The organism is Bulleidia extructa W1219 (genome assembly GCF_000177375.1).
Taxonomy (GTDB): domain Bacteria; phylum Bacillota_I; class Bacilli_A; order Erysipelotrichales; family Erysipelotrichaceae; genus Bulleidia; species Bulleidia extructa.
Map to the genome: position 1 here is coordinate 48,470 of NZ_ADFR01000007.1, position 15,812 is coordinate 64,281.

At 36.3% G+C, this 15,812-nt stretch carries 13 protein-coding genes and 1 other annotated feature; of the genes, 4 read left to right on the plus strand and 9 right to left on the minus strand.

What is annotated here, in order from left to right; translation table 11 throughout:
- Positions 1–5 precede the first annotated feature (5 nt).
- From HMPREF9013_RS03870 to HMPREF9013_RS03885, 4 genes are all read right to left on the minus strand, one after another.
- Positions 6–1,016 carry a LacI family DNA-binding transcriptional regulator gene (locus HMPREF9013_RS03870; RefSeq protein ID WP_006627067.1) on the minus strand — a complete coding sequence of 337 codons (1,011 nt, stop codon included), beginning with the start codon at positions 1,014–1,016 and terminating at the stop codon, positions 6–8.
- A 9-nt stretch (positions 1,017–1,025) separates the two neighbouring features.
- Positions 1,026–1,862: a carbohydrate ABC transporter permease gene (locus HMPREF9013_RS03875; protein WP_006627068.1), complete on the minus strand. Its 837-nt coding sequence runs from the start codon at positions 1,860–1,862 to the stop codon at positions 1,026–1,028.
- Position 1,863: 1 nt separating this feature from the next.
- Positions 1,864–2,706: a carbohydrate ABC transporter permease gene (locus HMPREF9013_RS03880; RefSeq protein ID WP_006627069.1), complete on the minus strand. Its 843-nt coding sequence runs from the start codon at positions 2,704–2,706 to the stop codon at positions 1,864–1,866.
- A 72-nt stretch (positions 2,707–2,778) separates the two neighbouring features.
- Entirely contained in the window at positions 2,779–4,101 is a 1,323-nt protein-coding gene (locus HMPREF9013_RS03885; RefSeq protein WP_006627070.1) for an ABC transporter substrate-binding protein, read from the minus strand.
- 337 nt (positions 4,102–4,438) lie between these two features.
- Here HMPREF9013_RS03885 and HMPREF9013_RS03890 point away from each other — a divergent pair, with 337 nt between their 5' ends.
- Positions 4,439–6,697 carry a glycogen/starch/alpha-glucan phosphorylase gene (locus tag HMPREF9013_RS03890; protein WP_006627071.1) on the plus strand — a complete coding sequence of 753 codons (2,259 nt, stop codon included), beginning with the start codon at positions 4,439–4,441 and terminating at the stop codon, positions 6,695–6,697.
- Positions 6,698–6,759: 62 nt separating this feature from the next.
- Here HMPREF9013_RS03890 and HMPREF9013_RS07610 read toward each other — a convergent pair whose 3' ends face one another.
- The 4 genes from HMPREF9013_RS07610 to HMPREF9013_RS03905 form a co-directional block, all read right to left on the minus strand.
- Positions 6,760–6,978, minus strand: coding sequence for a phenylalanine--tRNA ligase subunit beta-related protein (locus tag HMPREF9013_RS07610; RefSeq protein WP_232209565.1), 219 nt, complete (start codon positions 6,976–6,978; stop codon positions 6,760–6,762).
- Positions 6,953–9,145 carry a phenylalanine--tRNA ligase subunit beta gene (gene pheT / locus HMPREF9013_RS03895; protein ID WP_006627073.1) on the minus strand — a complete coding sequence of 731 codons (2,193 nt, stop codon included), beginning with the start codon at positions 9,143–9,145 and terminating at the stop codon, positions 6,953–6,955. Before pheT ends, HMPREF9013_RS07610 begins: the two co-directional genes overlap by 26 nt.
- A gap of 13 nt (positions 9,146–9,158) precedes the next feature.
- Positions 9,159–10,196, minus strand: coding sequence for a phenylalanine--tRNA ligase subunit alpha (gene pheS, locus HMPREF9013_RS03900; RefSeq protein ID WP_006627074.1), 1,038 nt, complete (start codon positions 10,194–10,196; stop codon positions 9,159–9,161).
- A 35-nt stretch (positions 10,197–10,231) separates the two neighbouring features.
- Positions 10,232–10,434 (minus strand) — a binding site (T-box leader).
- Between the two features lie 43 nt (positions 10,435–10,477).
- On the minus strand, positions 10,478–11,143 hold the full coding sequence (locus tag HMPREF9013_RS03905; protein WP_006627075.1) for a hypothetical protein: 666 nt from the start codon (positions 11,141–11,143) through the stop codon (positions 10,478–10,480).
- Positions 11,144–11,191: 48 nt separating this feature from the next.
- On the opposite strand from HMPREF9013_RS03905, the gene HMPREF9013_RS03910 reads away from it, so the two are divergent.
- Entirely contained in the window at positions 11,192–11,464 is a 273-nt protein-coding gene (locus HMPREF9013_RS03910; protein ID WP_006627076.1) for an acylphosphatase, read from the plus strand.
- Positions 11,465–11,629: 165 nt separating this feature from the next.
- A complete protein-coding gene (adhE, locus tag HMPREF9013_RS03915; protein WP_006627077.1) occupies positions 11,630–14,260 on the plus strand; it encodes a bifunctional acetaldehyde-CoA/alcohol dehydrogenase in 2,631 nt (876 codons plus the stop codon).
- A 62-nt stretch (positions 14,261–14,322) separates the two neighbouring features.
- Here the strand turns inward: adhE and HMPREF9013_RS03920 are convergent, their stop codons facing one another.
- The gene (locus HMPREF9013_RS03920; protein WP_040333481.1) at positions 14,323–14,757 is read right to left on the minus strand and encodes a Dps family protein; all 435 of its coding nucleotides are present in this window, start codon (positions 14,755–14,757) and stop codon (positions 14,323–14,325) included.
- A gap of 113 nt (positions 14,758–14,870) precedes the next feature.
- Between HMPREF9013_RS03920 and HMPREF9013_RS03925 the strand changes: the two genes are divergently transcribed.
- Positions 14,871–15,719, plus strand: a complete 849-nt coding sequence (locus tag HMPREF9013_RS03925) for an AraC family transcriptional regulator (RefSeq protein ID WP_006627079.1) — start codon at positions 14,871–14,873, stop codon at positions 15,717–15,719.
- The last annotated feature ends 93 nt before the right edge of the window (positions 15,720–15,812 follow it).

Consider the following 15,812-nt stretch of genomic DNA (forward strand, 5'->3'; position numbering starts at 1 on the left):
TAAATTTATATCTTTTTTATACTTGCACCCTTTATCAATTGATATGGTATTTCTTCATGAATCCCATAACCGTGATAGGCAATTCGTAAAAGTAAATCGTCCACCCCTCGTTTTGCAAGTTCTTGTGTATCCTGATGAATAGTCGCCAGCCTTGGATAGATAAAATGCCCAACACAAATACCATCAAATCCTATGATAGAAATATCCTCCGGAACTCTTTTACCACTATCCCGAATGGCTGCAATGGCACCAACTGCAATGGTATCTGATACAGCAAATATAGCTGAAATATCAGAATGTCTTTTTAATAACTTAATAGTGCTGGCATAACCACCTTCCATTGAAAATCGACTATCTTCATAATAATCATCCTCGAATCGTATGCGATGACTCTTCAATACACCAATACAACTTTTCACCCGATTCTGAGTAATTTGAGAATCCTCTGTACCACCCACAATGCCAATCCTTCGGTGATTGTTTTCCAATAAATATTGTATAGCACTTGCTGCTCCACTGACATCATTCGTCGTAAAACTAGATAAATTATCAAAAGAAAGTTCACTGGCATCACTAGTTAATAAAACACATGGAACCGAAATTCTTTTAAAGTCAGCTCTAAAGTTTTCTAAGTTTCCTCCCAAGAATATAAATCCCTTTGGTTTTTTTTCTAACAACATTTGATATGCCCTCATCACTTCATTCTGATTTTCATCAATAAAAATAACTGAGGCCTCTTCTCTTTTTTTCGATAAATTCCCTTGCACTTGCTCCAGTAAATCCGCAAATAAAATATTTCCATATCCTTTCACAATAATAACGATATTCGAACTTATTGTTTTTTTTAATTGCTTTGCATTAACATTCGGTTGGTAATTATGATCTTCAATAATTTTCTCTATTTTTTCTTTTGTTTCCGGGCTTAAATCCGGATGATTATTTAATACACGAGAAACAGTACCTGTACTAAATCCCGATAGTTTTGCAATATCTTTGATTGTTAATGCCTTACTCATGGTATATCTTTATCCTTTCACCGCCCCTGCGGCAACGCCTTTTATAATATACTTTTGGCAACTCAAATAAAACACAATCACAGGAATCACCGCCATAACCAGGGCAGCCATAATGGCTCCCATATCCACACGGCCATAACTACCTTTCATATACTGAATCACAATAGAGATCGTCTTGTATTTCTTAACATCCAATACAAGATATGGTAACAGGAAGTCATTCCAAATCCACATCGTCTCTAAAATCCCCACTGAAATATAAGTAGGCTTCATAATAGGAAGCACCACTAAAAAGAACGTTTGAACGGGGGAACAACCATCAATCATGGCAGCTTCTTCAATTTCAATCGGAATTGACTTAACAAAGCCGCAGAACATAAATACAGCTAACCCGGCACCAAATCCCAAATAAATAATCACGATTCCCCAAGGCGTTACTAAGCCAAGACGATTGGCCACTAAGCTTAATGTAAACATAACCATTTGAAATGGAACAACCATTGAGAAAATACACAACAAATAAATCAATTTTGTCACTCTATTCTTAACTCTTGTCACATACCATGCACACATAGACGTACAAACAAGAATCAAAATAACACTAACCACCGTAATAAATACAGTCCATCCTACCGCTTCTAAAAATCCATATTTCTTCATGGCCATAACATAATTTAAGAAGCCACTAAATGTTTCTGCATTTGGAAGTTTAAAAGGCTCATCATTGATCCAAATTTTATTTTTAAAAGAATTAACTAAAACAATCAATATAGGTAAAATCCAACTGATGGACAACACTGATAAAATCGCACCCAGTCCAACATGATTTTTCTTTTCATTTGCCATATTATTGTTGAACCTCCTTTTCTCTAGTTGCTCGTAATTGAATCAAACCGATGCCCACAACCATGATAAAGAATAGAACCGCTTTAGCTTGACCGACACCTTCCCAACCAACACGGCCATAAAATGTATTATAAATATTCAAAGCCATCATTTCCGACATTTTAGCCGGTTCTCCGGCTGTTAAAGCCAAGTTTTGATCGAATAATTTAAATCCATTTGTGACTGATAAAAAAGTACAAATGGTAATAGAAGGCATCATCATTGGTAAAGTCACATGAATCAACTTATCCCAAGCACTTGCCCCATCGATTTCCACCGCTTCCATCACTTCTTGAGGAATGGATTGCAATCCGGCAATATAAATAATCATCATGTACCCAATTTGTTGCCAACAAACTAGAATAACCAATCCAACAAAGCCTATCCTTGCATTTAAATTTAAGGCTGTATTGAATTGGGATAAAATACCCGAAAAAATCAGTTGCCAAATATACCCTAAAACAATGCCTCCTATCAAATTTGGCATAAAGAAAATGGTACGGAATAAATTCGTGCCTCTCAACTTCTTTGTCAGTGCCATGGCTAATGCAAATGCTGCAACATTAATCACAATCACTGTCACAAAAGCAAACGCAGCTGTGTAAAAAAAGGAGTGCTGAAATATAGTATCAGAAAGGGCTTTTATATAATTGCTCAATCCAACGAATTGACTGTCCGTTACTGTTCTAAACTCACAGAATGATAAATAGATTCCCAACAAAAACGGAATTAGAAATCCAATTGCGAAAGCAGCTATTGTCGGAACCACAAATAAAGGCCAATATTTTTTTATGTTTTTTTCCATATCTCACCTCTAAAAATATATTGGCAGCAAGCCTGTAAACTCGCCTGCTGCCAAGCACTAATCATTTTGTATTTATTTTTTGGTAGCTTTTGCTTCAGCAGCCCAGCCATCTACAAATGCTTTCTTAACGGCTGCCCAATTGGCATCGGTTTGTTTTGCTGCATAGGTTGTCAATGCAGAACCAACACCATTCTTCCATGCTTCAGAAGGCATTGTTGTAAAATTCCATGAAACAGGAGTCAATCCCTTTTTAACATATTCTTCTGCAATCGTTGCCAAATAATTCTTAGATTTCAAGTTCTTCTTGAAAGGAGTCACAAGTCCCATACCGGCTTCACCGCTAGGCATAGCACCTTCTCCACCACACAAGGCCTTAATGCCTTCTTCAGAAGTAACACACCAATTCATGAAATCCAATGTAGCTTGAATATCTTCTTTACTTGCCTTCTTATTCACACTCCAATAGTTTTCTGTACCTGTACATAAACCTTGCTTTTCTTCCCCTTGAACACCAGTATAAATTGGTAACATTCCTAAGTTTTCATCACCGACTGCCGCAATGTCATTATATGCCCATGTACCATTTTGATAGAAAACAGCCGAGCCCTTCACAAATTCAGCAACCGCATCATCACCCTTTTTAACCGATAATTGACTAGGAGCAACGGTAGAGTTATTGATATATAAGTCCCAAATCTTCTTGTAATTATCTAAATAAGTTCCTTTAATAGCCTTAGTGGTGGTAATCCCATCTGCCTTATATTCATAGTAAATTGGCAAGTTCGCTAAATGCGTTTTGAAACGCCAATCTGAGGAACCTTCCATACCGGAAGAGGTAAATGCTGAGAAACCTAAAGATTTCTTGCGAGCTGTAATATCTTCAACAACCCTCTTCAAATCATTAAATGATTTAATATCTTCTGGTTTGTATCCTGCTTTAGCTAATAGTTTCTTATTATAAATTAAACCATATGTTTCCAAAGCATAAGCCACACCCAATGTTTGCTTACCATCCTTCAAAGCAAAATCTTCTGAAGTTAATTGTCCGACAACACCCGATCCTGATAAATCATAACAATAGTCTTTCCAACCGGCTAATCCTACAGGGCCGTTTACCTGGAATAAAGTTGGCGCATCTTTTTTAGCCATTTCCGCTTTTAAGGTTGGTTCATATTGACCAGATGCAGCTGTCAATACTGTTACAGGAACACCTGTTTTCTTCGTATACAACTTAGCTAATTCTTGCCATTGTGCATCTGCTTCCGGCTTGAAGTTTAAGTAATACACTTTACCTTTTGGTTTTTCATTTGAACTTTTAGAGGATGGTGTCCCACATCCTACAAGCATCGTGGTAGCCATCAATGCTGTAATACCTGCTTTGAATAAGCGTTTCATATTTTCCCTCCCGCTTCATTATTCATTCTGTAACCGTTCCCGTTAACGATTACGGTATACTTATATATTATTGAAAACGCTATCATTCGTCAATTGTTTTTGAGCAATTTTATAAAATTATTTTTTATTCCATATTTAGTGCCCTATTATTTAGTTCAATTTGCCTGATACGCTTTACTTGCTTGATTGTTTTTCGCTAAAATAAGCAGTGGAATTTATATTCCACAGACAAAAAGTAAATAAATATAAAGATTTCCCGTAGACTGTATAACATTCCTTACAGTTTGTCTTTCCATATCTATTTTAACTTTTGAATTGTCTGTATGAAGGAGTAAGTATGGAACTAGAAACACTTTTAAATTCTCGACTAAACAAATCCATTAAAGAAGCATCAAATACCGAATTATTTTATGCTATCACACAAATTGTGAATCAAAAGAAACTCGAATTGCCTTTCATCAAGGGTGAAAAAAAATTATATTACATCAGTGCTGAATTTTTAATCGGCAAACAATTGGGTAAAAATTTAATTAATCTTGGCTTGTACCATGAGTTAGATCAAGTGTTAACTAAAAACAATAAAAGCCTCAAACAAATCGAGCAAATTGAAAAAGAACCATCTCTTGGTAATGGCGGACTTGGACGACTAGCCGCCTGCTTCTTGGATTCTATTGCGACACTCAACCTACAAGGAGATGGTATCGGATTGAATTATCATTTAGGGTTATTTCATCAAGAATTCAAAGACAGAAAACAATTTGAAGTGGCTGATGAATGGTTACAAGATAATACCATTCTCCATCCAACAGATGTTCATTTTCCTATTGAGTTAGCAGGAAAAACTTATGTTTCACATATGTATGATGTGGATATCGTTGGTTATAATGGTCAAAAAAACACATTGCATTTATTTGATCTAGATACAATTGATGAATCGATTGTTCATGATGGTATAGAATTTGATAAAACAGATATCGCTAGGAATCTTACCCTATTTCTATATCCAGATGATCGAAATAAAGATGGACAATTACTACGCATCTATCAGCAGTATTTTATGGTAAGCAATGCTGCTCAATTGATCATTCAAGAAGAAAAAGAAAAAGGACACTGTTTAGATGATTTAGATAAACACGTATCCATTCAAATTAATGATACTCACCCTTCCATGATCATTCCGGAATTGATTCGCTTGCTTATTCAAGAAGGAATCCCATTTGAAAAAGCCGTGTCCATTGTAACCAATACTTGTGCCTATACAAATCACACCATTTTAGCAGAAGCATTAGAAAAATGGCCTTTAGACTATTTACAAGAAGTGGTGCCACAATTGATTCCAATCATCCATGATCTAAACCATTCCATTCATACTGCATTTCATGGCCAGCCTGATTTAGCAATCATCGATGAACAAAACCGTGTCCATATGGCTCGTATTGATATGCACTACAGTTCCTCCATTAACGGTGTTGCCGCCCTTCATACAGAAATTCTAAAAAATCAGGAATTAAAGGCTTTCTATACGATTTACCCTAATAAATTTAACAATAAAACCAATGGCATTACTTTCCGTCGCTGGATCATGCATTGTAATCCTGATTTAGCGAATTTAATTGATCGTTTAATTGGGAATTCATGGCATAAAAACGCAAATCAACTGGAGAAATTATTGGCATTCAGCGAAGATGAGCATGTACTAAATCAACTGGATGAAATTAAGTATAAAAATAAAACATTCCTTGCTCAACAAATTAAAGAACAGGAAGGAATTGAGGTCGATCCAAATTCCATCTTTGACATCCAAGTCAAACGTCTACATGAATACAAACGTCAACAGCTAAATGCCTTATGGATTATCCATAAATATTTACAAATCAAAGCAGGACAATTTCCGAAAAGACCAATCACCGTTATCTTTGGAGCTAAAGCAGCTCCTGCTTATGACATGGCTAAAAACATCATTCATCTGATCATTTGTCTACAAGATCTAATTCAACACGACCCGGTTGTCAACCAACATTTAAAAGTGGTTATGTTAAACAACTATAACGTGGCGAAATCTGAAATGGTTGTTCCAGCCTGTGACATTTCCGAACAAATTTCTCTTGCTTCAAAGGAAGCATCCGGTACCGGAAATATGAAATTCATGCTGAATGGAGCTATTACTTTAGGAACAAATGATGGTGCCAATGTAGAAATTCGCCAATTGGTTGGTGATGAAAATATCTACACATTCGGAAAATCTTCTGATGAAGTGATTCATTTATACGAAACAGAAGGTTATCATGCCATGGACTATTATCAAAATAATGCTATCATTCATGATTGTATTGATTTCATTACTTCTCCAGAACTTTTAGCTCTTGGTGATGAAAAAATGCTATCTTCTTTAAAAAATAATTTGATCCATGCAGATTGGTTTATGACCCTTTTGGATGTGAATTCATATTTCACCGTCAAAGAATCATTACTGGCTTGTTATGAAAATCGAAATGTCTGGAAGAAAAAAGTCCTGATCAATATTGCTAAAGCCGGATTCTTCTCAAGTGATCGAACAATCGAAGAATATAATCGGGATATTTGGCATTTAAAGTAAAGTTGCTGGAAATCTTGATCAAAAAATAAAGGAAATGTTTACGAACATTTCCTTTATTTATTTTACGATCTTAGTATCGCTTGACATTGTTTTTCCAATTCATGAAGAATGACCTCATGAACTTCACTTACTTCCGCGTCTTGTAAAGTATGATCTGCATCTTGGTAACGAATTCTTAACGCAACAGACTTATACCCTTTTTCCACATGTTCCCCTTCATAAATATCAAAAATATCGACTTGGCGAACAATTTTCTTACCATATTGACGGATCGTATCCACCATTTTTTTGTGCCGGAACATCTTTTTTAACCACTAAGGCAATATCACGATCAATTGATGGATAACGATCTAATTCTTTGAAGTGAAGGCGATCTATTTTAGCTTGATAGAACACTTCTAAATCTATTTCAGCATATAAGGCTTCTTTTAAAGAATATTCTTTCTGAAGTTTTGGATGCACTTCACCAAAAACACCTAAGAATTGACCATCCAGATTCACCAAGGCCGATCGATAAGGGTGAAAATGATCGTCATACCGATTATTTTCATTGATTTCAATCCGCTCTTGAGGCAAACCAAACTTCTCTAACCAGCTCATTATAATGCCCTTTAGAGTATAGAAGTCACTCTTCTCTTCTAATCCAAACAGTTTATCTTCTTGGTAATTTCCTTCTAAGAAAATCGCTAGACGTTCCTGTTCAGATCCTTTCGCATATACCTTTGAAATTTCATAAAAAGCTAATGGATAATTCTTATGAGCAATATTGTATTGAGCACTCGCTAAAACAGATCTCATTAAAGATGTTCGAATATGGCTTCTTGCTTCCGACATCGGCATGGATAAAACAATGGCTTCACCCAAAGGCCATAGGGACTTTTCACTTTCTTCTTTTGATTGCAAAGTATAAGTTACTATTTCTTGTAAGCCTAAAGAAATCAATGTTTCTCGAGTCTTTCGCTTCGCTACCTGACGTTCATTTCTTTCACCAACATTAGCTTCCATGCGTGGCAAAGTTGTTTCTAAATCATCGTATCCTAATAAACGAATCACTTCTTCTTGTACGTCCGCAGCCAACTCCATATCCCTTCTATAGCTTGGAATATGACAAACCACTTCATCGCCTTGAACTAACGGCGCAAAATTCAATCTTTCCAGCACTGAAGTCACTTGATTCATAGTGAATTTTGTTCCTAAAACCTGATTTAAACGGGTCAAAGATTCCTTAATTTTAATTGGTGTATAGCCATCATGACCCACTTCAACCGTTTCTTCAATTTCTCCGCCATCAGCCCATTCCACTAATAAATCCGTCGCTCTTTGAATAGCTTGTTGAGCCGCTAAAGGGTCAATACCCTTAATAAAACGAGAAGCAGCTTCGGTCACCAAATTTAAACGAATAGAAGTATGACGAATTTGAACAGGAGAGAAATGAGCCGCTTCCATAAAAATAGCCACCGTTTCATCATCAATCATGGATTCTTCTCCACCCATGATGCCGGCAATTCCGGCAAAAGTACCATTCGTTTCAATCACAATATCTTCCGATTCTAATTGAAATTCCATTCCATCAAGAGCTTTAATCTTCTCCCGACGACCATCTACCACCTCAATAGAATGGTTTTTTAATTTATTCAATTGATAGAAATGAAGCGGTTGTCCCGTTTCCAACATCACATAATTTGAGATATCGACCACATTATTGATACTGTTGATTCCCGAAGAAATCAATACTTCTTTTAACCATTTCGGACTAGGTCCTACCTTGATATGACCAATCACTTTTCCTAAATAATAAGGAGCTTTTTCACTCTTTAATACAACTTGAAAAGAAGAAGGTTTTTCAACATGCTTTTGAAGTTCAGGCAGTGTCACTTTACGACCAACAATAGCGGCCACTTCTCTTGCCATTGCCCAAATAGATAAACAATCTGATCGATTAGCGGTTAAAGAAACATCTAAAATCGTATCGTCTAGGCCAAGATAAGCCAACACATCTGTTTCCCCAACTGGTGCTTCTTGAGGCAATTCTTCTATCCCATTGATTTGTGCTTCATTGAGAAGTTTCAAATCCACCCCTAATTCTTTTAAACTGCATAACATGCCATAAGATTCCAACCCATGAAGAGATTTAGCACTAATTTCACCAATCGGTAATTTTGCACCAGGCAAAGCCACAATAACCTTTAAACCAGATCGGCAATTTGGTGCTCCACAAATAATTTGTTTCACATCATGATTAGAAATACGAACTTGTGCTTTATGCAAATGCGTTTCCGGAATCAAGTCTGATTCAATAATTTCACCAATCACCAAACCACTGGCATTCGCCAAAGTATTCAACCCTTCCACCTCATGACCAGAACGGGTTAATGATTGTGCCAATTCAGTCGGAGAAATTCCCTTTAAATCCACATATTGAGATAACCAGTTATAACTTAATTTCATCTTTTCTTTCCCCCTAGTCTAATTCCCGAAACTGATCCAAGAATCGAGTATCATTGGTATAGAAATGGCGGATATCATCAATGCCATATTTCAACATGGCTACCCTTTCTAAGCCGACTCCAAACGCAAAACCATTATATTTTTTAGAATCAAAACCATTCATTTCTAACACTTTTGGATGAACCATTCCTGCTCCCAAAATTTCAATCCAACCGGATTGTTTACAAACATGGCATCCCTTGCTTTCACAAAACGGACAAGACACATCCACTTCAACCGATGGTTCTGTAAAAGGAAAATAAGAAGGGCGGAAACGAATTTGTCTACCCTTACCAAACATGGTATTGGCTAAAGCTAATAAAGTGCCTTTTAAATCCGATAAACGAATATCTTCTCCTACAACCAAGCCTTCACATTGCATAAATTGATGAGAATGAGTCGCATCATCATCATCACGACGATAAACCTTTCCAGGACAAATCAATTTAATTGGCCCCTTCCCTTTCGCTTTTTCCAATTCTCTCATTTGCATGGCTGTAGTATGTGTTCTTAATAACGTATTAGGATCAATGTAAAAAGTATCTTGCATATCTCTGGCCGGATGATCTTTAGGAATGTTTGCTAATTCAAAATTATAATGATCCAATTCCACCTCCGGTCCATCTGCAATGGTATATCCCATCCCTAAAAATAACTCTTCAATACCATCTTGAATCGCTAATAAAGGATGTTTACTACCCATTTTTCTTTGATGACCTCTTAAACTAATATCAATTTTTTCTTTTTCTAAGCGAGCACTCAACTGTTTTTCTTCCAATATCTGTTGTGCCTGTTCTATCGCTTTAGAAACACTTTGTTTTAAAGTATTCACTTCTTGTCCAAAAACGGGTTTTTCTTCCTTTGGCAATTCCTTCATTTGGCTCATCAAAGCCTGCACAGAGCCTTTTTTTCCTAAGTAATCAATTCTTAATTGATTTAAAGCATTTAAATCTTTAGCTTCTTGAATCTTTTTTAAAGCTACTTCTTGTAATTGTTGGATTGATTTGTTCATCGTATTCCTTTCTCCATAAAAAAACATTCCTGACATTCAGGAACGTAAGTATACGCGGTACCATCCTGTTTCGTATGCTTTTCATACGCAACTTGATTACGCTTAACGGGCGTTAGCGGAGAGGATTAGTCTCACTCCAAAAGTGAATTCACTTTCTCAACTAGAATCCCTTTTCAGCTACCGGAATCTCTCTAACTAATTGACTTGAAAGTTACTACTCTTTTATCGCTGTATTACTTAGATTATAGAAATAAATCAGCTCATTTTCAATATTTTTTAGTCTAACTTTCTTGATACGTGTGATAAGCTTCATAAAGTTCATCTATCTGAGTTGGTTGAAATAGATAAGCATCACCTAAAGGGAACAATTCTCCTTCTTCATCAATAAAACCGGCATTTTCTCCTAAAGCAATCACTAACCGATCTTTATCTTCTAATACATTCAAGATACTTCGTAAACTTTCTAGGCTTTCAATATAATGAAGAAATACATCAAAGTTTGTTAGACTTTTCAAATCACTTTCAATAGGACAAAGTTGGCTATCTTCCAAAAATAGATAAATCATGGATCCAATCAATATTTTTGTTTTCTCATAATGTTTAACAGCAGAAATCAGATGAAAATCCACCAAACGATGATGGGCTAAATGAGCATCATTTCCAACAAAAATAAAGACATCACAATTCTCCAATGCCCTCTTGATTTTAGAAACGTTGTGTTCTACTAACCGACAAAAAGTGATTTGAGTTTTCAAAACTCCATAACGCAAAAGAGAGCGGGCAATTTCTTTTTGACTTAAGACTTCTACGCTTTCTCCAATCATTTGAAATTCCTCTCGAATGCAAGTCAGAACAAAAACACGTTTTTCTTGATTCAAAACATCTAAAAGATCCTCAACTAACCAAGATTGCGCTAAAGAAACAGTGGATAAAATGATTTGTTTCATAAAGACTCCTTGTCTTTAGTATAGCTTTTCATCCATAATATTTATAGTATGAAGCGTTATTATGGGATAGTAAGTGGCCGTGTGCAAGGGGTTGGTTTTCGTTATTTTTGTCAATACAATGCTTTGCGACTTGATTTAACCGGGTCAGTCAAAAATTTGAGCAATGGAAATGTTGAATTTTACATACAAGGAGATGAATCTAAAATCTTAATCTTTTTAGACCGGATTCAACGAGGTGATGGTCGTTTTATTCAAGTAGAAGATTATCAAATTAAAGAAATGGATCCCGTTCTTAATGAAAAAGGATTTGGCTATTATTGATTTTGGTTGATAGAAATATCAACCTTTTTTCTAGGTAACTGGAAACGATTAGATGAAATGAGGAATTGGAATCGCTTACATGTGAAAAAAATAATAAATGCTATTGCAATCCTTTTCCGACCATGTAAAATAGTATTTGTGAAAACAATAACGAAGGAGAAAGTTATGTCAGAGAAAATGTTAAGTCCTCAAGAAGAAGTCAACGAATTGGTCACTAAAGCATTAGTTGCACTAGATGATTACGCTGACTATGATCAGAAAAAAATCGACTATATCGTGGCTAAAGCCACGGTCGCCGCTCTTGATCAACATGGTACCCTAGCTCGTTTAGCAGTAGAAGAAACCGGTCGTGGTGTCTTTGAAGATAAGGCCACTAAAAACCTATTCGCTTGTGAATACATGGTGAACTATATGCGCCATTTAAAAACCGTTGGTGTCATCAGTGAAGATCCTGTCACAGGCATTACTGAAGTAGCTGAACCGGTGGGTGTTATTGCCGGTTTAACCCCTGTTACTAACCCCACTTCAACGGCTATTTTTAAAAGTCTGATTTCCTTAAAAACAAGAAATCCCATTATCTTTGCGTTCCATCCTAATGCTCAAAAATCTTCTGCTGAAGCAGCTCGTATCGTTTACGAAGCCGCAGTCAATGCTGGTGCCCCTAAGAATTGTATTCAATGGATTGAACATCCTTCCATGGATGCGACTTCCGCTTTGATGAATCATAGTGGTGTTTCCACCATTTTAGCAACCGGTGGTAATGCGATGGTTAAGGCGGCGTATAGTTGTGGCAAACCTGCCTTAGGTGTTGGAGCCGGTAATGCCCCTGCTTACATTGAAGCAACTGCCCACATCAAACAAGCTGTCAACGATATTGCCATGTCAAAAGCTTTCGATAACGGTATGATTTGTGCTTCTGAACAAACCGTCATTGTCGATAAAGAAATTTATGATGATGTCAAAGAAGAATTCAAACATTATAATGTGCACTTCTGCAATGCAAAGGAAAAGAAATTATTAGAGAAATATATGTTTGGTTTTGAAGCCAATTCAAAAGATGTTGAACAAGCCAAATTAAATAGTGCTGTAGCGGGTAAAGCAGCTGCTTGGATTGCCGAACAAGCCGGATTCACAGTGGATCCTAAAACTTCTATCTTGATTGCCGAAATCAAAGAACCGGGTGTCAAAGAACCTTTATCTCGTGAAAAATTATCTCCTGTTCTAGCCATGGAAAAAGCAGATAACATCGTTGATGGTTTCAATAAAGCTGAAGCAACTGTTATGTTAAATGGAATAGGTCATACCGCTGCTATCCATACCAGAAATGAAGAATTAGCGAAAGAATTTGGAAAACGTATGAAAGCTTGCCGCCTTATTTGGAATTCTCCTACAACCTTTGGTGGTATTGGTAATATCTATAACTCCTTCATCCCATCCTTAACCCTAGGTTGTGGATCATATGGACATAACTCAGTATCTGGCAATGTTGGTCCAATCAACTTAATCAATGTCAAAAAGATAGGAAAGAGAAGAAATACAATGCAATGGTTCAAAATTCCAAGCAAGATTTATATCGAACAAAATTCCATCACTTACTTACGCGATATGCGTGAAATCTCACGTGCCTTCATCGTGACAGATCGCACCATGGTTGACTTAGGTTATGTGCAACGCATTCGTGAACAATTAGCCTCTCGTGACAATCAAGTTCAAGTTCAATTGTTCTGTGATGTTGAACCGGATCCAAGCTTACAAACCGTTAAGAAAGGATGGGAATTGATGCAATCCTTTAAACCGGATACCATTATTGCTTTAGGTGGTGGATCCGCTATGGATGCAGCTAAGGGTATGTGGCTTTTCTATGAACATCCGGAAGTCGATTTCGCCGATTTGAAACAAAAATTCATGGACGTTCGTAAGCGTGCTTTCCAATACCCTGAATTAGGAAAGAAATCAAACCTAGTCTGTATCCCAACAACTTCCGGTACCGGTTCTGAAGTTTCTCCATTTGCGGTCATTACTGATAAAGAAAAGAACTTGAAGTATCCATTAGCAGACTATTCCTTAACACCAACCGTAGCCATCGTGGATCCTGCTTTAGTGATGAACTTACCTTCTAAAGTAACAGCTGATTCCGGTATGGATGTTCTAACTCATGCTTGTGAAGCTTATGTTTCCGTTATGGCAACTGACTATACCGATGCCTTAGCTCTTAAAGCTGTCACTATGGTCTTCCAATACTTATCTCGTGCTGTTCATAACGGAGCTAAAGATGAAGAAGCTCGTGAAAAGATGCATAACGCTTCCACTATGGCAGGTATGGCTTTTGCGAATGCTTACTTAGGGATGTGCCACTCTCTCTCTCATAAAATAGGAGCTGAATTCCACACCGTTCATGGAAGAACATGTGCAACCTTCTTACCTTATGTGATCCGCTATAATGGTACGAAACCTGAAAAACCGGGTTTATGGCCTAAGTACCAATATTACAATGCTGATGAACGTTATTGTGAATTGGCGCATGCCATCGGATTGAAGTTTAAAACGATTCAAGAAGGAGTTGAAAAGTTTGCACAAGCCGTCCATGACTTAGGCGTTGATGTTGGGATGGAAATGAATTTCAAATCGCAAGGTATTGATGAAAAAACTTGGGATGAAAAGAGAGAAAAAATCGCTTACTTAGCGTATGAAGATCAATGTTCCCCAGCAAACCCTCGGGTGCCAATGATTCAAGATATGATGGATATCTTAAAAGCCGCTTATACAGGTGAAATCATCACTTACGATCACCACTAAAAAGTTAAAAGGCAGTATGATCAAATACTGCCTTTTTCTTTGCCGAAAAATAAACACTAAGCTTACTTGTATAAAAATTGTTTCAACATCCAGATTTGTTTGCTGTAAGAAGAAATATAGTCATCCATTTTGGCAGAAACTAAATAATTATCCTCCTCATCTGCTGCTTTCTTAATTGCTTTAACTTCCATCAAAAGACTTTCAAAATCATTCTTCACTTCTTTTAATACTAAGTCTACTTCCCCATGGAATTCATTCTTAGATTCTTGAATATTGGATAACGATTTAAAATCAGTTAATAAAGAAACCGGCTTCCCTTCATTCATTAAAATCATTTCAGCTACTTCATCCACCTGTTCAGATACCATGTCGTAATATTCTTCTAACTTAGCGTGTATTTGAAAGAACATTTCTCCTGCAACATACCAGTGAAAACTTTGTAGTTTGTGATAAAAAACTTCTAAATCAGCCAATAATACATTTAATTGATCGTTCATATTTTTCCTCCTTGGATATTTCATCCTTATGTTTAAATATTATAGCCAAAATCAAAGTAATAATAGTATTTAATAGTCAATTAATTGTATAATATTTCCAAGGAGTTATTTTTATGACAAAACAGAACTTCATTATTCCCTTTTTAATTGAAAAAAATGAAATAGAAGAAATTGATGAATTAGCCCATTGGCACCATTCTTTTGAATTCATTGAGATCCTAGAAGGAGAATACCAGTGTCACGTTTCAGGCAAAACTTTTCTAGCTCATCCTGGTGATCTATGTATCATCAATCGTTCTCGGATTCATCGTATTTTAAACCAAAAAAAGGAGCGATGTCGAAAAAAAGTACTTATTTTTGATCCGGATTACTTTATTCATAATCCGGAAATCTATCAAAAGTACGTCAAACCGCTCCAAGAAGAGACCGCCTTTTCACACATGCAATTAAAATTCAAGTCAGGAATGGGAGCTGAACTAATCCATTTAATCGACGAAATTGACCGATTAAATAGTGAAAAACCGGTCGGCTATGAAATGGAAACCATCGGTTTGATTTATCTTCTTTTAAGAAGATTATACTTAGCCCATCACCAACAAGAAAAACTGCTTCAAGAAAACTATGACCTGAACAGTACCATTCAAAGAAAGATGACTCTTTATATTTATGAACACTACGCAGAGCATCTAACATTAGAAAAAATTGCTCAAGCAGGTCTTGTATCTAAAAGTACCTGTATTCGTTTATTCAAAGAGTATACAGGAAAATCTCCGATTGATTTTTTAAATCGCTATCGTTTAGAAGTTAGTAGTCAATTGTTAAAAAATAGTCATCGTTCCATTACTGATATTGCTTTTGAATGCGGATTTTCACAAGCCAGTTATTTTAATCGCCAGTTCAAAAAGGAATATGGCTCTTCACCCAATCAATATCGCCAGCAAAAAAATCATGACCGCTCGTAACACAGATGGTTTGATCCGAGGCTATAAGCCTCTTTTTTCTTTGCCTGTTTCCTTATTTCTTTATCTTTTTTAACATCTCTTTTAGAATTTTTT

Coding starts and splice junctions, on each gene's coding strand:
- HMPREF9013_RS03875 (WP_006627068.1), bottom strand. CDS start 1,862: ATGGCAAATGAAAAGAAAAATCATGTTGGACTGGGTGCGATTTTATCA.
- adhE (WP_006627077.1), top strand. CDS start 11,630: ATGTCAGAGAAAATGTTAAGTCCTCAAGAAGAAGTCAACGAATTGGTC.
- HMPREF9013_RS03890 (WP_006627071.1), top strand. CDS start 4,439: ATGGAACTAGAAACACTTTTAAATTCTCGACTAAACAAATCCATTAAA.
- pheS (WP_006627074.1), bottom strand. CDS start 10,196: ATGAACAAATCAATCCAACAATTACAAGAAGTAGCTTTAAAAAAGATT.
- HMPREF9013_RS03910 (WP_006627076.1), top strand. CDS start 11,192: ATGAAGCGTTATTATGGGATAGTAAGTGGCCGTGTGCAAGGGGTTGGT.
- HMPREF9013_RS03925 (WP_006627079.1), top strand. CDS start 14,871: ATGACAAAACAGAACTTCATTATTCCCTTTTTAATTGAAAAAAATGAA.
- HMPREF9013_RS03885 (WP_006627070.1), bottom strand. CDS start 4,101: ATGAAACGCTTATTCAAAGCAGGTATTACAGCATTGATGGCTACCACG.
- HMPREF9013_RS03905 (WP_006627075.1), bottom strand. CDS start 11,143: ATGAAACAAATCATTTTATCCACTGTTTCTTTAGCGCAATCTTGGTTA.
- HMPREF9013_RS03920 (WP_040333481.1), bottom strand. CDS start 14,757: ATGAACGATCAATTAAATGTATTATTGGCTGATTTAGAAGTTTTTTAT.
- pheT (WP_006627073.1), bottom strand. CDS start 9,145: ATGAAATTAAGTTATAACTGGTTATCTCAATATGTGGATTTAAAGGGA.
- HMPREF9013_RS03870 (WP_006627067.1), bottom strand. CDS start 1,016: ATGAGTAAGGCATTAACAATCAAAGATATTGCAAAACTATCGGGATTT.
- HMPREF9013_RS03880 (WP_006627069.1), bottom strand. CDS start 2,706: ATGGAAAAAAACATAAAAAAATATTGGCCTTTATTTGTGGTTCCGACA.